The 24374-nt window shown below is 69.1% G+C and carries 26 protein-coding genes, 1 tRNA gene and 2 pseudogenes; 12 read left to right on the plus strand and 17 right to left on the minus strand.

Features of this window, described 5'->3' with window-relative positions; all coding sequences use genetic code 11:
* Position 1: 1 nt before the first annotated feature.
* The 6 genes from AB0M11_RS08285 to AB0M11_RS08310 all read right to left on the minus strand — a co-directional run bounded on the left by AB0M11_RS08285 (position 2) and on the right by AB0M11_RS08310 (position 3694).
* Entirely contained in the window at positions 2–907 is a 906-nt protein-coding gene (locus tag AB0M11_RS08285; RefSeq protein ID WP_365702710.1) for a hypothetical protein, read from the minus strand.
* Positions 904–1791, minus strand: coding sequence for a PD-(D/E)XK nuclease-like domain-containing protein (locus tag AB0M11_RS08290; RefSeq protein WP_365702712.1), 888 nt, complete (start codon positions 1789–1791; stop codon positions 904–906). Before AB0M11_RS08290 ends, AB0M11_RS08285 begins: the two co-directional genes overlap by 4 nt.
* Positions 1788–2210 (minus strand): hypothetical protein, encoded by a 423-nt coding sequence (locus AB0M11_RS08295; protein WP_365702714.1) that lies wholly within the window; start codon positions 2208–2210, stop codon positions 1788–1790. The genes AB0M11_RS08290 and AB0M11_RS08295 overlap by 4 nt, the downstream gene beginning before the upstream one ends.
* Before the next feature lie 112 nt (positions 2211–2322).
* Complete coding sequence (locus AB0M11_RS08300; protein ID WP_365702716.1) at positions 2323–2967, minus strand: hypothetical protein; 645 nt, start codon at positions 2965–2967, stop codon at positions 2323–2325.
* Positions 2964–3350 (minus strand): hypothetical protein, encoded by a 387-nt coding sequence (locus AB0M11_RS08305; protein ID WP_365702718.1) that lies wholly within the window; start codon positions 3348–3350, stop codon positions 2964–2966. Before AB0M11_RS08305 ends, AB0M11_RS08300 begins: the two co-directional genes overlap by 4 nt.
* A 95-nt stretch (positions 3351–3445) precedes the next feature.
* Positions 3446–3694: a hypothetical protein gene (locus AB0M11_RS08310; RefSeq protein WP_365702720.1), complete on the minus strand. Its 249-nt coding sequence runs from the start codon at positions 3692–3694 to the stop codon at positions 3446–3448.
* 541 nt (positions 3695–4235) lie between these two features.
* Between AB0M11_RS08310 and AB0M11_RS08315 the strand changes: the two genes are divergently transcribed.
* From AB0M11_RS08315 to AB0M11_RS08325, 3 genes are all read left to right on the plus strand, one after another.
* On the plus strand, positions 4236–4607 hold the full coding sequence (locus AB0M11_RS08315; protein WP_365702722.1) for a helix-turn-helix transcriptional regulator: 372 nt from the start codon (positions 4236–4238) through the stop codon (positions 4605–4607).
* 489 nt (positions 4608–5096) lie between these two features.
* Positions 5097–6311: a site-specific integrase gene (locus AB0M11_RS08320; RefSeq protein ID WP_365702724.1), complete on the plus strand. Its 1215-nt coding sequence runs from the start codon at positions 5097–5099 to the stop codon at positions 6309–6311.
* Positions 6312–6427: 116 nt separating this feature from the next.
* Positions 6428–6512 (plus strand) — tRNA-OTHER (locus AB0M11_RS08325).
* 47 nt (positions 6513–6559) lie between these two features.
* On the opposite strand, the gene AB0M11_RS08330 is transcribed toward AB0M11_RS08325, so the two are convergent.
* Together AB0M11_RS08330 and AB0M11_RS08335 are read right to left on the minus strand one after the other, a co-directional pair.
* Positions 6560–8233, minus strand: a complete 1674-nt coding sequence (locus AB0M11_RS08330; protein WP_365702726.1) for a site-specific integrase — start codon at positions 8231–8233, stop codon at positions 6560–6562.
* Positions 8230–8919, minus strand: a complete 690-nt coding sequence (locus tag AB0M11_RS08335) for a helix-turn-helix transcriptional regulator (protein WP_365702728.1) — start codon at positions 8917–8919, stop codon at positions 8230–8232. Before AB0M11_RS08335 ends, AB0M11_RS08330 begins: the two co-directional genes overlap by 4 nt.
* Before the next feature lie 94 nt (positions 8920–9013).
* Here AB0M11_RS08335 and AB0M11_RS08340 point away from each other — a divergent pair, with 94 nt between their 5' ends.
* The 6 genes and pseudogenes from AB0M11_RS08340 to AB0M11_RS08365 all read left to right on the plus strand — a co-directional run.
* Positions 9014–9244 carry a hypothetical protein gene (locus AB0M11_RS08340; protein WP_365702730.1) on the plus strand — a complete coding sequence of 77 codons (231 nt, stop codon included), beginning with the start codon at positions 9014–9016 and terminating at the stop codon, positions 9242–9244.
* Positions 9245–9477: 233 nt separating this feature from the next.
* Complete coding sequence (locus AB0M11_RS08345) at positions 9478–10809, plus strand: DUF3631 domain-containing protein (RefSeq protein ID WP_365702732.1); 1332 nt, start codon at positions 9478–9480, stop codon at positions 10807–10809.
* A gap of 466 nt (positions 10810–11275) precedes the next feature.
* A complete protein-coding gene (locus AB0M11_RS08350) occupies positions 11276–12109 on the plus strand; it encodes a DUF2637 domain-containing protein (RefSeq protein ID WP_365702894.1) in 834 nt (277 codons plus the stop codon).
* A gap of 344 nt (positions 12110–12453) precedes the next feature.
* Entirely contained in the window at positions 12454–13014 is a 561-nt protein-coding gene (locus tag AB0M11_RS08355; RefSeq protein WP_365702734.1) for a MobC family plasmid mobilization relaxosome protein, read from the plus strand.
* Positions 13011–14726, plus strand: a complete 1716-nt coding sequence (locus AB0M11_RS08360; RefSeq protein ID WP_365702736.1) for a mobilization protein — start codon at positions 13011–13013, stop codon at positions 14724–14726. Before AB0M11_RS08355 ends, AB0M11_RS08360 begins: the two co-directional genes overlap by 4 nt.
* A gap of 115 nt (positions 14727–14841) precedes the next feature.
* Positions 14842–15240 (plus strand): annotated as a pseudogene (locus tag AB0M11_RS08365) (mobilization protein); the annotation flags it as partial.
* Here AB0M11_RS08365 and AB0M11_RS08370 read toward each other — a convergent pair.
* The 6 genes from AB0M11_RS08370 to AB0M11_RS08395 all read right to left on the minus strand — a co-directional run bounded on the left by AB0M11_RS08370 (position 15241) and on the right by AB0M11_RS08395 (position 18970).
* The gene (locus AB0M11_RS08370) at positions 15241–15567 is read right to left on the minus strand and encodes a DUF6087 family protein (RefSeq protein ID WP_365702738.1); all 327 of its coding nucleotides are present in this window, start codon (positions 15565–15567) and stop codon (positions 15241–15243) included. It lies immediately after the preceding pseudogene.
* Between the two features lie 35 nt (positions 15568–15602).
* On the minus strand, positions 15603–16790 hold the full coding sequence (tgmC, locus tag AB0M11_RS08375; RefSeq protein WP_365702740.1) for an ATP-grasp peptide maturase system methyltransferase: 1188 nt from the start codon (positions 16788–16790) through the stop codon (positions 15603–15605).
* Complete coding sequence (gene tgmB, locus AB0M11_RS08380) at positions 16780–17745, minus strand: ATP-grasp ribosomal peptide maturase (protein ID WP_365702742.1); 966 nt, start codon at positions 17743–17745, stop codon at positions 16780–16782. The genes tgmC and tgmB overlap by 11 nt, the downstream gene beginning before the upstream one ends.
* Positions 17746–17750: 5 nt before the next feature.
* A complete protein-coding gene (gene tgmA / locus AB0M11_RS08385; RefSeq protein ID WP_365702744.1) occupies positions 17751–18053 on the minus strand; it encodes a putative ATP-grasp-modified RiPP in 303 nt (100 codons plus the stop codon).
* Between the two features lie 117 nt (positions 18054–18170).
* Positions 18171–18539: a hypothetical protein gene (locus tag AB0M11_RS08390; RefSeq protein WP_365702746.1), complete on the minus strand. Its 369-nt coding sequence runs from the start codon at positions 18537–18539 to the stop codon at positions 18171–18173.
* Positions 18533–18970, minus strand: a complete 438-nt coding sequence (locus AB0M11_RS08395; protein WP_365702748.1) for an ATP-binding protein — start codon at positions 18968–18970, stop codon at positions 18533–18535. Before AB0M11_RS08395 ends, AB0M11_RS08390 begins: the two co-directional genes overlap by 7 nt.
* Before the next feature lie 247 nt (positions 18971–19217).
* On the opposite strand from AB0M11_RS08395, the gene AB0M11_RS08400 reads away from it, so the two are divergent.
* From AB0M11_RS08400 to AB0M11_RS08410, 3 genes and pseudogenes are all read left to right on the plus strand, one after another.
* Positions 19218–20474, plus strand: a complete 1257-nt coding sequence (locus AB0M11_RS08400) for a helix-turn-helix transcriptional regulator (RefSeq protein WP_365702750.1) — start codon at positions 19218–19220, stop codon at positions 20472–20474.
* A complete protein-coding gene (locus AB0M11_RS08405) occupies positions 20459–20989 on the plus strand; it encodes a GNAT family N-acetyltransferase (RefSeq protein ID WP_365702752.1) in 531 nt (176 codons plus the stop codon). Before AB0M11_RS08400 ends, AB0M11_RS08405 begins: the two co-directional genes overlap by 16 nt.
* An 80-nt stretch (positions 20990–21069) precedes the next feature.
* Positions 21070–21584, plus strand: a pseudogene (locus tag AB0M11_RS08410) (GNAT family N-acetyltransferase); the annotation flags it as partial.
* A gap of 303 nt (positions 21585–21887) precedes the next feature.
* Here the strand turns inward: AB0M11_RS08410 and AB0M11_RS08415 are convergent.
* Genes AB0M11_RS08415 through tmk form a run of 3 tightly spaced genes read right to left on the minus strand, consistent with a single transcriptional unit; the run spans position 21888 to position 24371 of the window.
* Positions 21888–22568, minus strand: a complete 681-nt coding sequence (locus AB0M11_RS08415) for an IMP cyclohydrolase (protein ID WP_365702754.1) — start codon at positions 22566–22568, stop codon at positions 21888–21890.
* Between the two features lie 19 nt (positions 22569–22587).
* The gene (locus tag AB0M11_RS08420; RefSeq protein ID WP_365702756.1) at positions 22588–23121 is read right to left on the minus strand and encodes a hypothetical protein; all 534 of its coding nucleotides are present in this window, start codon (positions 23119–23121) and stop codon (positions 22588–22590) included.
* Positions 23118–24371, minus strand: coding sequence for a dTMP kinase (tmk, locus tag AB0M11_RS08425; RefSeq protein WP_365702758.1), 1254 nt, complete (start codon positions 24369–24371; stop codon positions 23118–23120). Before tmk ends, AB0M11_RS08420 begins: the two co-directional genes overlap by 4 nt.
* Positions 24372–24374: the final 3 nt, after the last annotated feature.

The raw sequence follows: 24374 nt of genomic DNA on the forward strand, positions 1-24374 counted from the left end.
CTCACGAGGTCGCCCCCGATCCCGGCGTCCGGGCCTTCGGCCACGACGAGTTCGGCGCGGCGGATGCGGTCGCGGCCTGCTCGGCGTGCTGCTGGACGACCTCAGCAGCGGTCACGTGCTGCTGCGGGAACTCCTCGTCCACGGTGACCTCGCCGCGGCGGATCGACTCGGCGATGATCTGGAGCTGCGCGAGATCGAGGTTCGTCCACTTCTCGCTGGTCCGCCCTGCTCGGTTCTCCTCCAGCTGCTGGACGGTGACGCCGAGGTTCTCGAACGCGGTGATGCAGTCGGCGATGCGCTGCGACCGCGGGCGGTCACCCTGCCCGTTCTCCAGCGTGTAGTTCGCGACCTCCTTCGCCTGCTCCCGGTACCAGTCCGGCAGCACACTGAAGATCATTTCCCGGAGGCGGCGGGCGCCGTTGTTCGTGTTGTTCTCGTAGACGTCACGCGGGTCTTCCAGCGGCTTCCGCCCCGAGGTCTTCGTGAACCGGACGTGGGGCACCACGAAGGTGGTCGACGCGCGTTCGTTGGATTCCAAGTCCCACGCCCAGGCCTGCATCTCCGACTCGCCGGCCGCATCGTCGCGGCGCAGCTCGTTCAGGCCGTGGTGGATGTTGCCCCAGCAGCGGGCCAACTCTCGGGCGAACTGGATCGTCTCGCCGTTGACGTTGCCGTCGCCGCGGTTGAAGCGGAAGAAGGAGCGGGCGGCGAGGGTCTGCTGCCGGAAGGCGGTCCGCATCTTCTGCACGGCGAGCGCCTCGTTCCGGGGGAACTGGCGGGCCACGATCACGGCCGCCTGTACCTCGGCGACCGCCCGGGACTGCTCCACGGCGGTGCCCTGCCCGATGAACGCGGGGGCGGGCGCGGCCGGGGCCGCGAACTGCTGCTCTGCTACGGGGTAGTTCACAGGTACTCCAAGGTGTCGCGGGTCTCGGCCCACGGCGGCAGGGCGACGGGCACGACGTCGTCGCTGTAGCCGGGCCAGTAGCCGGTAGAGGTGCAGCGGGCGAAGGTCTCCAGGGCGCGCCGGTTGCGGGCGGCGCCGATGCGGCGGGCCGTCGCGTTCACCTCGATCACGGTGATCACGTACGGGGCCGTCTTCTCCTGGCAGACGAACACGAAGGCGGCGTCGGCGTCGGCGATGCCGAGGGCGTGGCACCCGGACCGGTACGTGTCGTCCTGCTGGTGGTAGCCGAGGTCGTTGATGACCTTTTCGAGCTTCTCGGGGTGGGCCGAGACGCACGTCTTGTAGTCGGGGATGATCAGCCGCCCGGACCGCGGGTTGGGCAGCCAGTCGAGGCGGGCCCGGCGCATGACGCCCGTGGGCTGGTCGCGCCAGAACAGGGACCGCTCGGCAGTACCGTGCTCGGGATCGAACAGCAGCGAGGCGACCGGGTGCCGACGCAGCGCGTCCGCCATCTCGTGCACCGCGTCGTACTCGGCGCGCTTGAGGGGGACGGCGCCCGCGGCGCGGGCCTCGGCAACCTCGGCCTTCGCGACCTTCGTGTCCCACCGCTCGTAGTCCACGAGCTGCAGCTCGGGCCCGTTGCCGAGCACCAGCTTGTGGGCGGCGTTGCCGATGTCCCACACCTTCTTCACCGGCTGCGGGTGGTCCTGCTCGTACCGGAAGTGCGCCGGGCTGAACTCGATGAGCTTGCGGGCGCCGGACGAGGACAGGGCGTACCGGTGGGAGTGGTACGTGTCGTTGTCCATGTCGTAGATGCCGGGCTCGGTGATGGGATCGGGCCCGGCGGCCGAGGCGGGGGCCTCGGCCGGCACGGTCGTCGTCATGAACGCCCGTCCTTCCTGATGGCGTCGGGGTTGGGCAGGCACTCGTGTTGTGCGGCCGCCACGACGTGATCGAGGAGCGTCCTCGGCCGGGTGTTGCGGGTCACGGCGTTGCAGGTGCCGCAGCGGAGTTCCTTGGCGGGCACGTCGGTGCCGTCGCTGGTGGTGAAGACCGGGGTGAAGTGCTGGAGCAGCCACCCGGCGGCCCCGGCGTGCTCGCGGCCGGTGGCGTAGGCGTCGCGGTAGATCTGGTCGGGGTCGACGGGCGTGGGGGTGGCGTCGGCCTGGCGGCTGCTCTTCCCCTGCTCGGCGTCACGCTCGGCGTCGTACTGCGCGAGCAGCTTGGCGACCGTGCTGTTCGGGTCGCGGCCGTCGGCGTAGTAGACGCGTAGCGCGTGTTCAATCACGTCGCGGGCGCTCATCGGCGGCCCCGCTTCCAGTGCCAGTGCACGGTCAGGGTGGGGGCGTCGAAGGCGCAGTACAGGAAGAACACCGACCACACGGAGCCGAGCCACAGCAGCCACTCGATCGCGTTCACTCGTCGGCCCCCTCGTCGTACTCGGAGGCCAGCTCCAGGGGGGTGACGATGTAGCCGGTGCACTCGACGTCGTGACCGACGCACAGTTCCTCGGGGGCCAGTTCGCTGCCGTCGTCCGGGACCCAGCCGAGGAACGTCTCGTCGCCGACCTCGCGGCGCAGCACGGTCTCGCAATGCTTACGGGCGGCCTCGCGGGTGCCGTAGTGGCCGAGGGTGATCCCGGAGTCCGGGTGCTCGGCGCGGTAGACCGTGGTCGGCGCGGCCTCCAGCTCGGCGACCCGCGCCCGCAGCTCCTTCCGCTCCCGGTTCGCCTCGTGCAGTGCCAACTGCCCAGCGATGACCGCGAACAGCATGTGCTGGAGGGCTTCCTGGGCATCCCGGGAGCGGGCCGCGTAACGGTCGGCCGCACCGCCGGTGGAGATCGCCCGGCTTCGAGCCATGCGCCAAGCGATCCGGCGACGCTCGCTCCGCTGCTCGGACACCGCGAGCGCGGTGCGCAGCTGCTCCAGCTCGGCCGCGGTCTCCGGGGACATCAGCAGCTGCGCCGACTCCAGCGCCAACGCGATTCCCGCCGCCGTCCTCGTCTGCATGAGCGCGGCGTTGATCACGTCGGCCGCGGTGTTCACCCGGCGCGTGTTCATGCCGCCACCGCCGAAGCCTCGTCGGCGACCTGCGGCGTCTCGGCCTGCTTCTGCGTCAGCGGGACGCTGTGTCCCGTCAGCTCGAACGCGATGCCACGGAAGTTCCCCGGCGCCGCCAGCCACACGAGGCCGCCGCCCGCCTTCAACTCCACAGAGCCGACCGACAGACCGAGCGCCTCACGCCAGGCCTCGAAGTGCGAGGGGTGCATGAGCTGGATCCCGAAGCGGGCCTCGCTGGACCAGACGGGGATGTAGGGACGCGGCAGCTCAGCGAACTCCGCCGACAGCGCGAGCAGCGCCTCGGCGACGAGCGCCAGCTCGGACGTCCGGTGAGCGGCCGGCGCCGTGAACGCCGGTTCGGTGGTCTGCGATGATGTGCCCATTCGGGGCCTCTCTTTCGTGATTGGTAGGGGCGCCGGGTCGGGGGTCGCCAGGCCGGTCAAAGCGGGCGGCCCTTCGGCGCATCTGGGGTGGGAGATCAGGCGGTGCGCTGCGCCGGCACCGCGTCGGCGGCGGTGCGCGCGGCCATCCACGCCTCGACCTTCGCGAGGTCGAAGCGACGGCCGCGGAACGCGGTCGGCTCGACCGGAGCGCCGGCCTTCACCCACTCGTTCACCGTCCAGTTCGAGACCCCGTAGCGGGCCATCAGCTGGGCGGTGTTGAGCAGGGGCGAGAGTCCGGTGGGGCGGAGCGTCTCGATGCGCTCAGCGAGGGTCTGAGTCGCCATGGGGGTTCACCTTTCCACTGTGTCAGTAGAAACTGAGGGCATGTCGAAGTGGTCCTGGAGGGGCTCGGACAACGCCGTAGCGATAAGCCACGCCGTTCGCAGTCGGCATGTTTCCGCTGCGGTCTTGCCACTGCCGGTGACCTTGCTGACGGTCGCGACGCTCACACCTCGCCCGCGGACGTCGACCGCCCTGGTCTCGGCGGCGAGCGCGGCCTGCGTCACCCCCCGACGCTTCATCGCGTCTCTGAGTGGCTGGCCTTCGCCCTTGCGGATGAGGTCTGTCATGAGCGCCCCGTGCCTGTCGTTTCCTGCGTGACGCCCTGCGGCGCCGTTGACACATTTCTACTGTGTCAGTGTCAGTGAGGTCAAGCAGGTGTCAGTGAGTTTTAGTGAGGGTGGCAGTATTCGAATACGCGTTCTATGGTGGGGGCATATGACGGCGGCGACGGCGCGTGACGGGGAGGTCGCGCGCTGCGCTCAGAACACGCCATGCTTCTACTTTCACTTGCAAAAGTAGAAGATCAACATGCACTCTTAGCGCGTGGGAGAGCCGGAGCACACCGAGGACTTCGCGCAGCTTCTCGATCGCCTGAAGGCCGAGTACGGCGTCAGCGAAAGCGAGATCGCGCGCCGTATCGGCGTCGCCCCGTCCACCGTCAATTCCTGGACGAACCGAACCAGGGGCGGGAAACGGGGCGTACGCCCCAGTAGCATCCGCGCGCTCCACGAAGCCTTCCCCAAGTTCAGCGTGGACGAGATCGCCGCCGCCGCCGGCCGCGAGACACCCGGCCCCCTCTCCCCCGAGGCCGAGGCCCGCATCCTCGAACTGTGGCGCGGCCTGACCGAGGAGCAGCAGCGCGCCAAAGAGGTCGAGATGCGCGCCCTCGGCGAGATGAACCGCACCGGCCAGTAGCACAACCCTTTGGCCATCTCGCGCGTCTCCGCCTAAATGGACTTGCTCACTCCCGGTGAGGGCACATCAACAACATGCTCAACAAGTAGTCGAAAAATCGACCACTTGGGGGTACGGTCGTTCACACGCGCCGATGCTCCCCCATCGGTACCAGGTCCGAACTGCCTGCACCTCCGGGGGTATACATGTGCGTGCGCGTCCAAATCGTCCCGCCCGACACCCCGCCGGCCTTCGATGCCGACGATGGCGTGATTGCAGTGCCGGACAACCTCTCCCCCGCACACAGGGTCACCATCGTGCGGGCGATTCTGAGTGAACTCCTCGTAGAACAGCCCCAGTTCGGTGCACGCTGCTGGTGCGGGGATGAGGTCGACCTGACCCCCCGCATCCCCGGACAGCGAAGGAGCGAACTGGTGGTGAAGCATGGGGCGTAGGGCCTCGAACAACCCGCGGCAGCTGCGGCAGCAGGGTTGCGGATGCCAGCTGTGCATGGAGGTGTACCCGCCCGAGAAGTACGGCGAGCGCAACCGGCGGCGGGACTGCATCGGCTCGTGGCAGGCCCGCTACCGCGACCCGGACGGGAAGCAGAAACAGAAGTGCTTCCCGATCGCCGAGGGCGGCAAGAAGGCGGCCGAGGCGTTCCTCGATGAGGTCCGCACCCGCGTCCGCAAGCGGACGTACGCCGACCCGAAACGCGGCGAGATCACGCTCGGCGCCTGGTGGGATCTGTGGTGGCCGGCGCAGCCAAAGAAGGCCGTCACGACGACGAACAGGAAGCTGTCCAACTGGCGGCACCACATCGAACCGAAGTGGTCCGCGTGGCGGTTGTGCGACCTGGAGTTCATCGAGCTCCAGAAGTGGATCACGACCGAGGTGAAGGGGCACCACACCCGGAAGAAGGTGCTGGAGCTGCTGAACGCGATGCTGCGCGACGCGGTGCGCGACGGCCGGCGCATCCCCTTCAACCCGGCCGCCGAGGTCCAGCTCGACGCGCCACCGAAGAAGGACGCCGAGGACACCCGGCCGCCGACCCGGGAACAGTGCGCGCTCATCCGTGAGCACGTCGGCATCTGGTACCGGCCGCTCGTCGTGTTCCTTGAAGAGACGGGCCTGCGGTGGGGTGAGGCGACCGGCCTGCGGTGGGCCCACGTCGACCTGGAGGAGAAGCACCTCAGAGTGAAGGAAGTGCTCACCGAGGACAAGGGCAGGCTGTTCAGGAAGGCGGCGCCCAAGTCGGTGGCTGGCTTCCGTACGGTGCCGCTCACCCCCGAGGCGATCGGGGCGGTAGAGGCGATGGCGGCCCGCTTCAAGGTGGTCGACACCGTCTCCCCCATCGGGGACGGCCACGCTCTGCACGCCGAGGAGCTTGTGTTCCGGGGGCCGAACGGCGGTTGCCTGACCCGGCACAACTTCCGGCGGACGTGGATCCCTGCGATTCAGGCTGCTGGGCTGGCCCGGAAGGTGCAGAACGAGGAGACCGGCCGGACCGAGTGGTGGCCGCGGGTGCACGATCTGCGGCACGTGTTCGCGACCCGGTTGAAGGATCTCGGGGTCCCGGAGAAGGACGTGCAGACGGTCATGGGCCACGACCGCGGGTCGAAGGTGACGTGGCTGTACCAGCACAGCGCCGAGGACGTGGCGGCCCAGGTGCTCGCGGCGATGGCCCCGGACATGCCGGCTGTTCGACAGCTGAGGGCGGTGTGAGCCCGGATGCCGCGCGAATGCCACATGGATGCCACAACACCCCCTCACTGAGCCTCACTGAGGCTGACTAAGACTTGATTGCGCAGGTCACGCCCTTGTTATCGTGGACTCATTGAGCCCCCGATGGACTCACTGAGACTCATGATCGCTTTACGTTTTCTCCTAAAGCGGGTGTCGCAGGTTCGAATCCTGCCGGGGGCACAACGCGTTACCGCTCTGACCTGGGGCTTCCTCCCCAGGGAAGGCTCCTACTCGGCCTCGGACTCCTCGTCCGGGGCCGTTTGCGTGAGCGGTGCGTGAGCGGACGGAGAGTTGATCTCCGAAATTCCTCCCACCGGATCAGCATCATCCGGCACAGGCTCCAGGTCGGGATGCTTCGCGTCGTCGGGCTCTTCCGCCGCTTCGGAGGCGGTGTTCTCAGAGGTGGCGCGGGCTCGCGGGACGAGCCGGGCTGCGGCCTCGGCGATCGCCAGGTCCGCTTCGGGGAGCAGGCTCGTGTACGTGTCGGCCGTGATGGTGATCGAGGAGTGGCCGAGCATCTCCTGGATGTCCTTCAGGTCGGCCCCGGCCGCGTGGGCGAGGGTCGCGGCACCGTGGCGGAGGTCGTGGAGCCGGACCGGCGGGAGGCCGATCTCCTCGTACTGCTCGATGAACCGTCGCGTGACGTTGGCAGGGTGGAGCAACTCGCCGTTCTCCTTGGTGAAGACGCGTCCGGTCTCCACCCAGGCGCTCTCCCACTCCTTACGGTCCTTGTCCTGCTGGGCGCGGTGCCGCTTGAGGGCCTGGACCGTTTCGAAGTCGAGCGCGATGGTCCGAGCGCCGGCGTCGGTCTTGGGGTCGTCCTCGTACACCTCCCAGCCGTCCACGACGAGTTGCTTGGCGACGGTGATGAGACCGGCGTCCAGGTTGGTGTCGGTCCACTTCTGCCCGCAAGCCTCGCCCCGTCGCAGTCCGCGGAACGCGATCAGGTGGAACAGCGCGTACAGGCGGTCCTCCGCGACGTGGTCGAGGAAGAGGCCGGTGTGCTCCGGCGTCCAGACCATCACCGACGACGGCTTCTCGCCGGTGCGCTTCCAGTGCAGGATGCGCTCCTCGGTCCAGACGAGGGCCTTGGGCCGCTTGCCCGCCTCCAACTCGACGTGGGCGGCCGGGTTGAAGGTGATGAGCTGCTGGGCGATCGCGGCGTTGAGTGCGGCCCGCAGGGTGGAGCGGACGCGCTGCCGTGTGGCCGGACCGACGATGCGGCGGTAGGGCTCCATCTCGGCGATGGCCGCCTTCATCGCCTTGCGGCGGGCGCGGGGCTCGCGGCCCTTCCAGGGGATCTGGGCGAGGTCCTCGAACGCCTTGCGGCGGGCCGCGTTGCCTTCGGCGATCTCGACGTTGGCCTCGGCGATGGCCTCGAACATCTCCGACAAGTGGGCGACCCGGAGCCGGTCGAGCCGGTAGTGCCCGATCCGTGGTTTGAGGTGCACCCGGATGTTGCTCTCGTCGCGGCTGATGGCGCTCTGCCGCCCCTTCTTGCCCGCCAGCCACATGTCCAGCCACTCGCCGACCGTGAGCCTGCTGGTCAAGTCCAGGCCGTGACTGAGGCGCCTGCGCGTTGCCTCGATGTTCGGGAGCGGGGCCTTCTCCTCGGCCACCTTCTCCAGCAACTCGGCTACCTGAGCCAGGCCCTCGGTGTCGTCGGCGTCGGCGAGGCCGACGAGCGCACGCACGTGGTCGAGGTCCGCTTGGGCGGCCTTGAGGGAGTCGTAGCCGGCGCGGCTGAAGGAGCGGCGGGTGCCGTCTTCGCGGGGCGGGAGTTCCTGGCGTATGGAGTACGAGCCGTGCTTGCGGCTGGAGAGCTTGGGGCACTTCTTGCCGAGCGGTTTGCCGGTGTGGGGGTCGCGGCAGTAGCAGCGGCGGTGGGTGGAACCCTTCAAAGATCGTTCTCCTCGGTGAGGTCGGTATCGGGCGGGTCGACGTCGTCGAGCTGCGAGGGCAGGTGGGGTGGGGTACCGCCGGCTTCGCGGATGGCGTCTCGGTGGCGGCGTAGTTCGTGCTTGGCGTTGGTGGCCTGGTCGGCGTACCGGGCCAAGGCGCGCTCGGCCGCTTCCCGCTGGACGCGGTTGGGGGCGGTCTTGACCTTCCAGCGCTCGTAGTCCTCGCTCTCCACGGCGGCCAGGGCCGAGCGGACTTCGAGGTCATGGGCCAGGAAGTGGTCGAGCATGTAGTCGGTGGCATCATCGGCGGCCGAGCTGCCGGTGAACCACTGCAGGGCATCCCAGGCCGGTCGCGGGTCCTCGTAGGGGAGTTGGCGGACTTCGTCGACGTAGCCGACGGGGTAGATCAGGCTGATCGGGGACATGCGCAGGGCCTTGGCGAGGACCATGACCTCGACCAGGGGGAGGCTGCCACGGCGGCCGGACTCCATGTTGGCGATCACGTTGCGCGGGATCGGGTAGCCGATCTCCTCGCACCTGTCGGCCAGATCCTGTGCGCTCCACCCCAGTTCCTTCCGTCGTCTGCGGACCTCGCCGGCCACGGTGGCCATGACGTGGTCCTCCCATTCGAGGTCGTCGACCTCAATGTCTTCCTCATACCTATGGTCCGAACGACGTTGTGTCATGAAGACACATTAACTTGCCTAGCGTTGATTCCATGGCCTGGAGACGAGCGCGATCGTCGTGTTCGCCGAGGGCTCAGTCATGGATGGAGTGCGTATGCGCGAGAACGGACTCGCCGGCCGGGCGAAGGGCATGAGTCGCGAGGAGCTGCTGGAGCTTCCCGCTGCCGTTGACCTGGAGACGGGCAACCGGGCGTTGGGGCTGGGGCGGAGCAAGGGGTACGAGCTGGCGAAGCGCGGCCAGTACCCGTGCAAGGTGCTGCGGCTGGGCAACGCCTACCGGGTGGTGACCGCGGACCTGTTGGCCCTGCTGGGCCTGGCCGCGTGACAGCGGGGAGCTATAGCAGACCATTCTGCGCTGAGCTGACACAGAAACGCTGGACTGTTGCCGGGCGTGGACGTACGGTCCGTGTTCCCTCGCGATCACCGAGCGCTCGCGAGAAAGGGGTGGGCCCCCGGCGGTGCAACGCCGGAGGCCCGAGCAACCCCGAACGGCCCTGGAAGAACCAACCCGGCGGCAAGGGCGTGCGAGCCCGCCACCGCCAGACGAGGAACTGCCGAGTGCAACCCGAGAACCCCGAGTCCTATTCCGCCCCCACGCAGGCCATCTGGCCCGCAGCAGCCGTCCCCGGCCGACCCGGCGCCCACCTTCACGCCACGCAGGCCGACGACGCCGACCGAAGCCCCAGCGGTGATGCGGACGCCCGCAGTGCCGACGAGGCGGAGACACCGAGCGGGCCGGAGGAGATACCCGATGCGGAGCCGACGTACGGCTCGGAGCTGCTCGACGAACTGCGCGGGCAGATCGCCCAGTTCGTGATCCCTCCCTCGCCCGAGGCCCTGGACGCGATCACCTTGTGGGTGGCGGCGACACACCTGCAGCCCGCGTGGCAGCACGCCCCACGTCTGGCGGTGGTGGGACCGGCGAAGAGGTGCGGCAAGTCACGGCTGCTGGACGTGCTGACCGAGACGGTCCACGAACCGATGCTCACCATCAACACCACCCCGGCGGCCATCTTCCGGTCGATCTCCGAGGACAACCCGCCCACGCTCCTGGTGGACGAGGCGGACACCATCTTCGGCCCAAAGGTCGCGGAGAAGAACGAGGAGACGCGCGGCCTGCTCAACGCCGGCCATCAGCGAGGGCGGTATGTGACCCGGGTCGTCGGCAACGACCACACCCCGCACCGCTTCGCGACCTTCGCCATGGCGGCCATCGCGGGCATCGGTGACCTGCCGGACACGGTCATGGACCGGTCGGTCGTCATCCGCATGCGGCGCCGGGCCGAGGGCGAGAAGGTCAAGCCCTTCCGCTCCCGTCGTGACATCCCGGCCCTACACGATCTGCGCGACCGCATCGCCGCGTGGGCCAGGCCGCTGCTGGACGAGGCCGCGGACCTGGAGCCGGACATGCCGGTCGAGGACCGCGCCGCGGACACCTGGGAGCCCCTGGTCATCGTCGCCGACCTGGCTGGCGGGCACTGGCCCCGGCTGGCGCGGGTCGCCTGCGCGCGGATGGTCGCCGCCGAAGTGGCGGCCGAGGAAGACCACCCCAGCGGTGCGCGCATCCTCGCTGACATCCGCCGGGTCTTCTACGCCCAGCGGGAGGTGGACAGCCTGTCCACCGAGGAACTGCTCCACCACCTGCGCCAGGACGCGGAGGCTCCGTGGGCGGAGTGGGGACGCGGCGGCGGGCTGAACGCCCGCGACCTGGGCAGGATGCTCCGCGAGTTCGAGATCAGGCCCGGCAACGTGCGCATGGCCGACCGGACCCAGCGCAAGGGGTACATGCGCAACAAGTTCCTCGATGCCTGGAGCCGGTACTGCCCCACCGTCCACTCAGTGGACACCCAAGCGGCCCGCCCGGTGAACCACCCGCCGCTCACTGAGTGAACGCCCTGCCCGGCTACCTCGACGCGGGGTGAACCCCGTCCCCTTGTTGCCGTACCTGCCGTCCCTGCCGTGATCTCGCAGGTCAAACGGCATGCAGCCAAGACGGAAACCGGGGCCAAGACGGCAACGCGATCCGCAATCGCACTCCCTGCTGCAAGACGCTGCCCGCATCCGTCTTGCGTCGTCCCCCGCCGTCCTGCCGTATCGCCGCAGGTCACAGCACCGCCCACCGGGACGGGAGACGCAACGCCACCGTCCTGCCCCGGGGGCACGGCCACACCGGAACCAGGCCCGCCAGGACGCGCCGGCACCTTGTTACGACTCGGAACAAGACGCCGGCGGCACCCGCCAGGACGGAAGGCCGAGGCGGTTGCCGTACCTGCTGTGACCTGCGCTTGCAACGGCCAAGACGGCAAATACGCACCACACCACTAGCCCAGGAGCACCCCGCTTGAAGGTCCCTCTGATGTCCCGTCGCCGAGACCGCCCGCCGCGCGGCGACCAGCCCGGTCAGGGGCAACCCGCGAGGACGAAGCTCACCGCGGAGCAGTACGTGCTCCGCGCGGCCGGCATCGTCATCGTGGCCCTGACCGCCGGTGCGTTCTGGCTCTCCTACGCCCACCTGGCCGAGGTCGCCGCCCAGCACGGACTTCGCGACTCGCCGACCCGCCGATGGGCGTGGCCCGCGACGCTGGACGCGTTCATCGTCGCGGGCGAGCTGCTCATGCTCCGCGCGGGCCTGCGTCGCGTCACCGACATGTGGGCCATCGGCGTCACCGCCATCGGATCATTCGGCTCCATCGGGCTCAACGTGGCCGGGGTGACCGGTACGCGCGGAGTCGGCAGTGTCCCGTTGCTCGACTACGTGGTCGCCGCGGTTCCCCCGGCCGCCGCGATGGTGGCCTTCGGCGTGCTGATGCGGCAGATCCACGAGGTCGTCGCACAGCCGGTTGTCGACCAATCGGGCCCCGATTCAGCGCAGGTGCCGGAACCACCAGTCACCACATCCGTCCAGGCCGCCGAGCTACCGGCCGCCGTATCCGTCGAGCCGCCGGAATCGCCCGCCGACACTGCAGCGGGCAAGTCGCGCGGTGGCCGTCCGCCTGGCGCCCCACTTGAAGTACTGGTGGAGATCGGCCGGGCTGCTGCCGCTGAGCAGGGCAAGCTCACCCGGACCGTCGTCCGAACGGCGGTTGAGGCCAAAGGGTTGACGGTCGGCAGTAAGCGGCTGACCGAGGTGATGGACATCCTTCGGGCCGAACTCGAAGCCGCAGCCGAGACCGATCGGCCCGGCGTCTGACCGGAACCACCACCGGGTGACCGGAACCGTTCCGGTCACCCGGCCCGCCGGTCACCGCCCCGCGTAACGCGCAATCGCCCACACCTGTGGATGAGGCGGCAGCCGTCCGAACTCCGTCTGCTCTTCGCGTTGCCCCGCGCGCCTCCCCACGCCTTTCTGGAGAACCGTCCATGATGCACGACCCGCTCCACCCCGAGAACGCCCCCGACGAGCAGCTGCCGCTGACGAAGTCCCCTACGCTGATGGACCGCTGGCGCCGGGCGTTCGGACGACCTGCCCCGGGCAGAGCCAGTAGTACCCCGAGTCCGACTCAAGGCCGGACGTCGGGGGTCTCCGCCCCGGGGGTGGCGGAGACAGCCCGGCACCAGGGGGCGCCAGACCAGGACATCGGGGCCGAGGGCGGCCCCGACGAGGACACGCTCCACCGCGTCCAGCGCGAGACCCTGCGCCCCGTAAGCGCCGCCGAGACGGTCGGCGGTGAGCCTGTCGTGAAGAGCGTCCAGCCCACGATCCGCCGCTTCACCGGCACCAAGCGCGTCGTGCGCGTCGGCCCCTTGCGCTTCACTGGCGACGAGCACACTCAGCTCCAGGAGGCCGCCTCCGAGCACGGCTACAAGGGCGGCTCCGGGTTCGCCGCCGACATCGTCCTCGCCTTCATCACCGGCCGGTTCACCGCCAACCTGCCCTTGTCCGAGGACCGCCGCCGCACCCACATGTTCCGCGCCCAAGTGCTGCGCCAGCTCAACCGGATCGGCGTCAACGTCAACCAGATCGCCCGCGCCCTCAACAGCGATCACACCCCACCCGACATCCGCCAACGCCTCACGGAACTCCACCAGCTGCTGGAGCTGATCGCCGAAGCCCTGCGCCGGCCCGCCGACCCGGACACGGAGACATCCGCGTGATCGCCGCCATCAAACCGGCCGGGTCCAACACCCGCGGCCTGCTCGCCTACCTCTACGGCCCCGGCGACCACGACGAGCACCTCGACCCCCACATCGTGGCCGGCTTCGCGATGCTCGGCATGCCCGACCCCGGCCGCGACGAGAACGCCACCCTCACCGAACTCGCCCGCCACCTCGACGCACCCGTACGACTGCGCAACAGCGAATTCGGCAAGCCGGTCACCGACCATGTCTGGCACTGCCCCGTCCGCGCCGCACCCGAAGACCGCTACCTCTCCGACGCCGACTGGGCCGAGATCGCCCAGCGCATCGTCCAAGCGGCTGGCATCGCCCCGGCCGGTGACGACCTGGCCGCCCGCTGGATCGCTGTACGCCACGCGGACGACCACATCCACATCCTCGCCACTACCGTCCGCGAAGACGGTCGCCGCCCCAAACTGCACGGCAGCGGCGTGCGCGTCGGTGACGCCTGTCGCGAGATCGAGAAGGAATACAGGCTACGGCAGTTGAAGAAAGGGGACGGGACTGGAAGCCGTCGCCCGACTCAGGCTGAGATGCACAAGGCCGAACGCCTCGGCTGGGACCAGACCAGCCCCGAATGGCTCCAGGACCGCATCCGCGCTTCCATCCCCCACGTGACAGGCGCCGAGGAATTCATCGCCTACCTCGAAGCCGGGGGCGTCGAGGTCCAGGTCCGGCGCGGTCCGTCGGGCGACCTCCTGGGCTACGCCGCAGGCCGCCCCGGCGACGTCAACGAGGCCGGCGAGCAAATCTACCACCCCGGAAGCAAGATCTCCCCCGACCTCTCCCTGCCCAAAATCAAGGCCCGCCTCGAATCCAGCCGGCCCGAAGAACACCCCACCGCCCGCCGCAACCACCCCAGCACCCCCTGGCATCAAGCCACCGACGCTCTCGACACCCTCCACACCGACCTCGCCGACGACACCCACGCCCAGGCCCACATCACCGCCCTCGGCGAGCTCCTGGAAGCAACCGCACAGACGGCACCCGTCCATCTGCGCGCCGAACTCCAGGTCGCTTCCAAGGCGTTCGCCCGAGCCCAGCGCTCCCAGATCCGGGCCGAAGACCAAGCCGCCCACGCCCTGCGCAGCGCCGCGCGCGACATCGTCCACACCGCCACCGGCCCCGATGGCAGTGCGCTGGCCGCTCTGGTCGCAGCCCTCGTCTGGGCCACCATCGTCGCCAGGCGCTGGCACGAAGCGAAGAACCACGCCCACCAGACCGACGCCGCCCGCCACACCGTCCAGCACCTCCAGACAGCCGCCGACCGCGCGCTCGCCCCGACGCTCACCGAACTCACAGCCCGACCGCCCAGGGAGGAAGCCCGCCGCGTTCTCGCCAGCGACGTGCGAGTAGCTGTCCCCGACCACGCCGAGCGAATCCTCGCCGACCCGGCCTGGCCCGCACTAGCCACAGTCCTCGCCGACGCCGAGGCTCGCGGGCATCAACCCCACCAACTCCTCAAGGAAGCCGCCACCCAGCGCGAACTGACCACCGCCCGCCAACCCGCCCGCGTCCTCATCACCCGCATCCAGCACACCGGCCGCAACCCAGCACCCAACCGCCGCGCCGAAGCCGCCCGCCGACGCTCGACCATCACAGCCTCGTTCCCCGTCCAACAGACCCATAACGATCAGCTTCCGTCGGCGACTACGACGCCTACCGAACAGCAGCACCGACAGCGCCGATAGACACCGTCAGAACCTCAGGGATTGCGTTCCTCCAGGATCGGAGGAACGTGCGAGGCTTTCCCGGATCACGCTGGCGCGCAGAGCCGCCATCAGTTCTCGTCACAGCTCGTCCGGGCAGACGGCGTACGAGCAGATCGCAGAACCAGTCCTAGTGAGCATCGCAAGCCGGGCACCCGGTTCTCAGGCCAAGCGGCGCTATGCCTACCTCCTACAGCAGACGGCTCCCGAGCACGTGGACCGCGTCCTCAACGACCGGGCCTGGGATGCCCTGGTCACCGTGCTCGCCGAGGCGGAGGCCGCAGGCCACAACGCCTCCACCCTGCTCACCCAGGCGGTCGGCCGGCGCGCCCTGGACGACGCCCGCAACCCCGCCCGCGCACTGACCTGGCGCATCCGGCGCCTCGGCGAGAGACACGCACCCGGCCCGCGTGCACAGGCAGCAGCCCACGCACACCACGCCACGGTGCGTCCCGCTGCTCCGCCCGCAGAGCGGCCTCGGACGCGCCGGCGCTGATCACCCCTGCGTCCGGCCGCCACCATCCGAAGTGGGTGACCGGGGCTTGCGGTGCTTGCCGGTGCCGGAGCCGAGCGGTTTCGGCACCGGCCCGGTCGGCTTCGGCTCATCGGCCTCGGGGTACAGGATGGCCTTGGCCTCGGCCAGGTTGGCGGCGAAGCCGTACGGCTCCCACACGTGCCCGTTCCACCGCTCGACGGCTCGGGGCGCGTCAGGGTTCAGGTGAGATGCCCTGGGACCGTCGCCGGAGACGACGGGTACGGCACGGAGCCGGCCGATCTTCGCGTCACGGCGTTCCGCCCAGTCCTTCAGCGGCTCGTCGTCCATCCTGCTGTTCCTCGGGTCGGGAATGAGTGGTTGTGTCAGGAGGGTAGCGGCCACTGAGGACCGCTCGGATTGCCGAGCCAGACGACCTGTTCGCCACGGGAGACGGTCACGCCGAACGCGGCGGTGCTTGGTGCGCCGTACTCCTCCCAGGTGGCGACCGCCGACTCGATAATGTCCCAGAGGCGTCGGGAGCCGCCTTGACGGACCTGCCAGCCGCTGTCGGTGGCGGTGAGTACGGCGAAGGAATCGGTGACGCTGTCGAGGACGAACGTGCTGACCGGGCCGCCGTCGACCGCCATGGAGAAGAAGCGGGCGTCCGGCGCGGCCAGCTGGGCCATGAACGCCGGTCCTGGCTCGGTGAGTGCTGCCGGCCCGTACGTGGCCTTCCGCTTCGTTCCATCGGCGGGTCCCGGGACCGTTCCGAGGCTCTCCGGCGCCTCCTGCTGCCTGGCGATCATGAAGCTCGGATCGTCCTCGCTGAACCAGCCGCTCGCGCTGTCCCCGGTGACGATGAGCTTGACCAGGCCGAGGGAGCGCATCCAGCCGCGCAGCGTGGTGAGGATGACGCCGCCCGGCAGCACCTGTTCAAGCCAGGCGGGCGGGATGTTACGGAAGCCGCAGGTGGCGATCAGCCTGTCGTACGACGCTCCGTCCTCGTGGCCGGCGCGACCGTCCCCCACCAGCAGGTGAGGGGTGTAACCGGAGCCGACGAGAGCCTGGCGGGCGCGTCGCGCCACGCCTTCGTCCGTCTCGATGGAGGTCACGCTGTCGCTGCCGAGGCGGTGGCACATCAGGGCGGTCGAGTAGCCGGTGCCCGTGCCGATCTCCAGCACGTTCATGCCGTCTTGCACGTCCAGGTCTTCGAGCATCCGCACCACGAGGCTCGGCAGGGTCGATGAGGACGTCGGGGTCGCGTTGCTGATCGGTTTCGGATCGGTCCAGTCGATGTCGTGGCCGTCGAACTGGGTCATCCATGTCTCGTCGGTGTAGACGAGCCGGAGCCACTCGTCCTGACCGATGTTCTGCGGCGTCACGGGTTCCCAGGTGGTGACGCCGGGTGCGTCGCTCTCCCGGTAGAAGCGCGGGATGAACAGGTGGCGGGGCACCGCTTCGACGGCCGCTCTCCAGCCCGGCGACCGCAGTCGCCCGTCCTTCTCCAGTTGCTGGGCGAGCCGAAGCCGTAAAGCGGCTGCGGTTGTCTCGATGTCGGACTCACCGGCCACGGATGCCTCCTTCCAGGAGATCGGCGAGTGCGGCGGTCATGGGCAGACCGGTCGGCGGCTCCATCCATGCCCACTGCCCGGAAGGATTGCACTCGATGAAGACCCATTCGCCGGAGTTGGTCAGAGCGAAGTCGAACGCCCCGAAGACGAGCCCGAAGTGCCTCAGGTAGGCACGCATCGACTGCTGCACCGCAAGCGGTGCGGGAAGTGGGGTGTAGGTGTGAGTGCTGTAGTCCGTCCGCCAGTCGAGGAGACCGGAGTCGATCCGCACCGGGAAGATCTGCTCGCCGATCACGGTGACCCGGATGTCGGCGACCTTGTCCACGCGCTTCTGGAAGAGGTGCATGGTGCCTGCAACGGAGTCGTCGATCTCGTCGGCGCTCACCTCTGTCACCGGGACGGTCTGGGCCTGGCCGTCGACCACGTAGAGCGGTACCGAGATTGGCTTGAAGATGGCCGGCCCGTGCTCCTTGATGAAGGCCCGTGCGTCGTCGGGAACGTTAGTGATCAATGTCGGCGGCACCCTGAACCCGGCTGCCGCCGCTGCGGCAAGTCCGGCCGGCTTGTATTCGGCGTCGCCGATGCGGTTGGGGTGGTTGACGTAGAGGCAGCCCGGCAGGGAGGTCAGGATGCCGCCGAGCCCGTAGCGGGCCTGAGCCACGGCGAACCGTTCGTCCTGCTTGTCGAGGTGGGGGAATGCGAACCCGGAGGGACGCCGGTAGTACATCGAACGCACGGCGCCCAGCTCGGCTTGTCGGCTCGGGGTCTGCACGCTTCCTCGCCAGCTGTCAGTGTCGTCGCCGATGGCGGCCGAGCACGACAGGGTGGCCGGGAAGTCACCGGAGTCGAACCGCACGACCGGGACACCCCGGTCGTGCAGCTCGGCGATCACGAAGTCCGCGGTCGGGTCGTCGAGGTTGGTGACGACCAGGACCGGGCGATCGTTGTTCGGCACCACAGTCACTGGTCGGTGTCGTTCCCCGTGTCGCTGTCCGGGGAGTCGCTGTTGCGGTCCCCCTGGCCGGTGGTGCCGGTCTTGGGGTTCGTACCGGAGGACGTGCCGTGGCCGGGGGACATGGTGGGGATGCCGGAGGCGTCGAAGTACCGGGCGGTCTGCGTCGCCGGGTCCAGCTTCACCGTCGCGTAGCCGGAGTCCTCGACAGGCGGGTACGGGGCGAACCGGCGCAGGCCCCATGGGGCGACGGTCAGGTGTCCCTGCGGCAGCGGGCTGCCCGTGGGGAAGCGATCCATGTGGTTGAACACGGTCTTCCTTTCAGTATGGGAAGTGCCTGAGTGGTGACTGCCTTGCATGCCCGCCGGGCTCCTGTGGCCTCGGGCTGCCCAGCGGGAGCGGTGAGCGCCGGTCGGCGTCAAGCGAGATCAGACCGGCGTCAGAACTTGCCGCCGAAGGCCATCGAGCACGCGTCTGAGCAGCGTTACTTCCGGCTCGCCGGCTTCGACTGCGGCTCGGCCCTCCTCGTACCAGCGGCCGAGATGCCGCTGCCATGCGATGTCCGCTCGACGGGCCTCTGCTCGGATCTCCCCGAGCGCCAGGTTGGACTCCATGTGCAGCCGGAGGAGATCGGCAGGTGTGATGCGCAGCGGCTCGGCGAACGCCACCGCATCGGGGTCGCCCGCTGGCCTGGGGGCGGACGGACTGAGGGTGACTTCCACGCAAGCGTCCGGGCTCGGGTCGTCCACCAGTTCGTCGGCCCGCATCAGCCGTAACGAGATATGGGGTCTCAGCATGCGGCGGATGCTTCCGTTGCCGACGCTTCCAGCTCGGCCCACACGACCTTGCCCCAGCGTTTCCGGTCGTAGCCCCATCGCCAGCTGAGGGCCTCAACCAGGAACAGACCGCGCCCGCCCTCCGAGTCGTCGTCAGGGTTGCCCAACTCGGGAGTGTCCCGGCAGCTGTCGGCGACACCGATGCGCACCACGCCCTCGGCCGGACGCGTGACCCGGACCCGGACGACACGGCACCGCGTATGACGGACGGCGTTGTTGACGAGCTCGGCGACGACCTGAACCCCGTCCTCGGCCAACTCGCCTATGCCCCAGGTGTTCAGAGCGGCGGAAACGAGCAAGCGGGCTCGGCGAGCGGATTCCGGTTCGCACGGCATCGTCTCGGTGTAGCCGGGGGCACCGGTCGCTGTCGGTCGGGCTGCGGTCGTGGCCACAAGAACATCCCTCCGAGGGTGGGCCGCCCGCCCCGTCGACGGGGTGACGACGGAGCGGGCTCTCCTCCACGCCGCCGAGAGGAAGGGGGAATCGGGACCTCCCGACGGGCGATGACCAGTCAACGACCTGGAGCAGGAGGGGAACAGGAAAGGTCGATCCCTCGCCGGTCACCTCGAAGCGGAAGACTTTACGGTTCCGTGACCTGGGGGCTGGTTCACTCGATGCCACGGGTCTACCGTCGACGACATGGCAGCGAACGCCATCCTGAAGAGCCGGATGGACGAACTCGGGCTCACACAGGAGGAATTGGCTGGCCGGATGAACACCGCGTTGGCGGAGATCACCGGCCGCCCGGGCGACGTCTCCGCACGGACGGTCCGCAACCTGCTGAACGGAACCTCACGCCGACCGATCGGACGTACGTGCGTCACTCTGGAGCGGGTGTTCGGCTGTCCGGTCGAGGACTTAGGGTTCAGCGCACCACGCACCATGCACCATCCGCAGGAGGAGGATCCCGTGCGGCGTCGCACCTTCATCGCCTCGGCCACAGGGACCGCAGCCGCCGCCGTCCCTCTGGTCGCCCAGCGGCGTACGGTCGGCATGTCGGACGTGGCACGCGCCGCCACCGGAATGAACGCGCTCGTCGAAGCCGACGACCGCCAAGGCGGTCACTCGGAGCTGGAAAGGGCAGCCGCCGCCGGTCGTGATGGCGTCCTGGAGTTGCAGCAGCGCAACGCCAGTGAACGCGTTCGCCGATCCTTGTACGCCCTGGCCGCCGAGTACACCACCATCGCGGCTTGGTCCTGCATCGACGCCCGCAACCTCGACCAGGCGCAGAAGTACCTGAACGAATCCGCGACGTACGCCGGTCTCTCCCAGGACGGCCCCACCGAGATGCGTGTCTGGGTCAACCTCTCCATGCTCGCCTACCAGCGCCACAACTGGCCCGAAGCACTCGCGGCAGCACAAGCCGCGCAAGCTTCCTACGCAGCCCGCCGGGACCCGTTCTTCGACTCGCTGGGCCGGGTCCGCGTCGCCCTCGCCTACGCGGCACTCGGTGACGGACGGGCCAGCCTGCGATCCCTCGGCAGCGCCCAGAGCACCTACACCAAGGTGACAGAGCACGAACGTCCGCGCTGGACAGCCTTCTACGGCCAGGCCGAACTCGACCACCTCGGCGCCATCGTGCAGTTCAACAGCGGCCGCCCCGCTCACGCCGAGGCCATGGCACACCGCGCCCTGGCCAAAATCCCGGGTTCCTTCCGGCGCAACAGAGCACTCGCAACCGCCCAACTCGCACTCGCCCAGCTCCACCAGGGCGACGCCGAGCAGGCCACGGCCACCGCCGCCGACGTCTTCACGATCATGGACGGCGATCCCCTGCCCGGCCGCATGCGCACCCTCATCGGCGACTTCCACCGGGGCCTGTTCCTCCGGGCCTCCTCCGCCTCCTACGCACGAGACTGGGCAGACCGCATGCGCACCGAATGGAGTCGAGCGTGACCGACTTGCGTCACTTCCAGAACGGAAACCTCCCCGAAGGCTTCCGTCAGATGCTCATCGACGTACACGCCGACGCCTACGCCGACCAGATGGACGACCCCTTCCACCAGCGCTTCGCCTGGTTCGCCGACCACTGGTCCAGCATGGACGGCTTCTCCTGCGTCGTGGCCTACGACGCAGACGAACCGGCCGGCTTCGCCTACGGCGCCCCGCTCACCCCCGGCCGCGAATGGTGGCGCTCCACCGGATACCAGCCGAACAACGGCTACTCCGCCACCTACGCCGTGTCCGAGGTCATGGTCCGCCCCCACTGGCGCAAGCAGGGAATCGCCGAACGACTCCACGAAGCGCTCCTGAAGGAGCGAACGGAAGACCTCGCCGTACTCCTGGTCGACGTAACCCACCCCAAGGTGCAGGTCCTCTACGAGACGTGGGGCTACGCCAAGGCCGGCGAGCAGCAGCCATTCGCCGACTCACCGGTGTACGCCGTCATGGTCAAGCAGCTCCGAGCCTGACGCAGACAGCCGGGAGACGCGTTGGGCGGCCTCAACTACTGGCGTACGCCCAAGCACACCGCCACGGGGAGGATGGCCGCATGACCACGGCGCCCGCCATCGAACTGCGCACACTCACCACCCTCGACACCGCCCGCGGCGACCTCCTCGACGTGTACGCCGACGTGCGCGCCCCCCTGCTCCACCTGCCGAACTACGCCGTCACCGCCTTCGGTGAGCGCCTGGAACGGCACGGCACCGAGCCAGGGTCACAGTCGTCCTCGCGTCCGCAGACGGGCATCCGGTCGGCTACGCCTACGGCAACACCATCGAGCACGGCGACCGCTACTGGCAACGCACCAGCCCGACGCCAGCGGAGAAGTGCACGGAGGATCCGGCCGTGGCTCTGAAAGAGATCGACGTCCGGCCGACCTGGCGGAAGACCGGCACCGCCCGCCGCATTCACGACGCCCTCCTCGCCACACGCGACGAGCCGTTCGTCACGCTCATGGTCAACCTGACCGCTGGCAACGGGAAGGTCCACGCTCTCTACAGGTCGTGGGGGGACGAGGACATCGGACAGAGCCAGCCGTCACCGGCCTCACCGGTCCTCACCGGTCCTCACCGTAATGATCCGCGCCACCCGTTAACCGGCACCACATGGCGACACCCCGCTCAGAGCATCGAGCGGGGCTGCAGTTCTGCACGCAGTGAACGCCGATGCGGGTTCACCGCCTTGTACGATCCCGCCTGCCCGGCCCACTTCGACAATTGCCGGGCCACGCGGGGAAGACCCACCCGCAGGCTTTTCCCCGCGTGGCCCTCCACCGCATCAGCGTGCTGTTCGCGCTGCCCGGCCTGTGGGCCCGGGCAGCGAATCGACGCCCATCAGCACGGTGTTATTCCCACGTGATCCAGGTCAGGCATGGCGAGTGGGTCCCTGGACGCCGGTGATCGGTGCGAACGCGGTCGCGGCGACCACGAAGCGCGGGTCCAGCGCTGCCCACAGGTCCTCCAGCAGCGCATCCGCGTCCTGGGCGGTGGTGCTCAGGTCGAGGTGGCGCCGGGCCGTCGGCACGGTGCCTCCGTCCGATTGGTAGGTGCTGAGCATCACCGCCTGCCCTGGAGCCAGATCGCCCAGCGCGACCACGGTGGTGTCCGCGCTCTCCCGCTCGCCCTCCGGGCGGCGTGCCGCGCCGAACCAGGACCGTTGGCCAACGCGGTCCACAACAGCGGTGATCCGCGGTGTGCAGATCGGCGGGTCCGGCTCGTAGCTGAGGTCGTCCAGCGCGCTGCCGGGCGCGAGGCCCTTCGCCAGCCGAGCGGCAACCTCCGTCACCTGCTCGCCGTTGCCGTAGACGGTCCATCGCTCGTCCGCGGTCGCGGCGACGTAGTGCCGAAGGTTGTCGTGGCCCGTGGCGCCGACCGGCACGACGGTCAGCTCACCGGACGCGGTGATTTCCATCCGGCGGGCCCGAGATGCCTCGCTCCGTCCCGTGAGCGCGTACCCGGCGGTCAGTTCCCCGTTCAGGGTGCGTGCCAGCAGGATGAGACGACCGGGATAGGGGTTGTCTCGAAGGGCTTCCAGGATCGTGGTCATGCGCCAGCGCCTTTCTCATTCAACTCGGTACGAGATCTTCCAAACGGAAGAGCGAGGTGAGTATCACACCAAAGCGCGCGAGCGCTTCGGCGGCGCCTTGGCAGCGGTCCAGGAGGACGAACACGCCGACCACCTCGTGCCCGGCCTCGCGCAGGGCCTCGACGCAGCGCAGGCCGGCGGCTCCGGTACCCGCCACGTCGTCGACCACCGCGACCCGCGAGGCGGCCGGGGCGGGGCTGGTCAGTAGTCCGGGAACACCGTACTCCTTGCGCACGCGGCGTATTCCGCGGGACTCCAGCACCCGGTCGTGCCGGACACTGGCCAGTGCCACCGCAGTGGCCAGTTGGGCTCCGGCGGCCACCTCTCCGGCGACCAGGTCGGCGTCCGTCTGCTCGATCGCAAGATAGAGCTCGTTGGCGAGCGCGGCGAGCAGGCGCGGTTCCCCGAGAACGCGGTGGCCGTCGAAGTAGTCGGCCAGCGGGGTACCGTCCCCGCGCCTGCCCGGACGAAAAGGCCGCCGGGCAAGCAGCGTCTTGGCAAGGTGGCCGGTCACGATGCCAGGCTCCGCCCTACCGCGCGTTTGGGCAGCAACTCGTCGACGCGCGCGCGAACCTGCGCGAGTGTCTGCTCGATGCCCAGTGCGTCGGTGTCCAGACCGATCAGCTGGCCGTCGGCGACGAGGCGCTGGAAGCCGTTGTAGACGCCCTCCATGTGAGCCATGTCGATCGGGCGCTCGCGTTCCGCGGCACGGCTGCGTATCCGTTGGACGGCCACATCCACAGGGCTGTGGACCAGCACGGCCAGGTCCGGTTTGGGCAACATGCCGACCGTCTGACGGAACCAGCTCTCCAGGCGCTGACCGCGAGCCAGGGCGTTGGCGACCGTGGTGTAGATGTAACGGTCGCAGATGACCACCCGGCCGGCCGCCAGCTCGGGCAGTATGTCCGCGCGAGCGTGGTACAGACGGTCACCCAAGGTGACCAGATACAGGGCCCGGTGCAGAGCCGGGTCGTCCCCGCCGCGCTCGGCGAAACCGCGGAAGACATCGGTCGCCCGAGCGCTCGGGGTGGGCTGGAAGGTCGTGAACACCTCGTGGCCGTCGGCCCGCAGTGCGGCCGCCAGGCCGTTGACCAGGGTCGTCTTCCCCGCGCCGTCCGTCCCTTCCACCACCACGAAGAGACCCTGCTCGCCGTGCGACCGCATGGAGTCGAGGAACTGAATCCCGGCACGGCCGGAATCGGGAGCCTCAGGCGGCCTGTGCACGGTCACGCTGCTCTTGGAGACCTCTATTTCGATCAGCGCGGTGACCGCCACGTCGAGCTGTGCGAGCGCGTCCCGACCGCCGTTTCCTGCCTTCTCGACGACGACGGCGATCTCGCTGACCTCCGCGCCGATCTGGCGAACGGCGGACACCAACGACACCAACGTCCCTCCCGTGGAGAGCGTGTCGTCCACGAGGCATACCCGGTCGCCCGGCTCCACACCGTTCACGTAGAGCTCGCCTTGCGTGTACTCGCTGACGAAACCGACGCGGTAACCGGGTACGGCGTACGGGTAGGTCCTGGCTATCGCCAGGGGGATGCCGGTCTCCAGGGACAGGGCCGCTCCGATGACGGCGCCTTTCTCCTCCTCGACCAGGATCTTGTCGCATCCGGCCAGATCCAGAGCCGAGCGGAGTCTGTCGACGACGTGGCGCAGCAGCTCGGGACGCAGGGCCGGTATGTGGTCGCACAGTTCGTTGACGGTCGTGAGGTATCGACCGGAGTCGAGCACACCCGCTGCGGCGTAGGCGTCTTCCAGCATGTT

The sequence above is a fragment of the Streptomyces sp. NPDC051987 genome, from assembly GCF_040680735.1.
GTDB lineage: Bacteria > Actinomycetota > Actinomycetes > Streptomycetales > Streptomycetaceae > Streptomyces.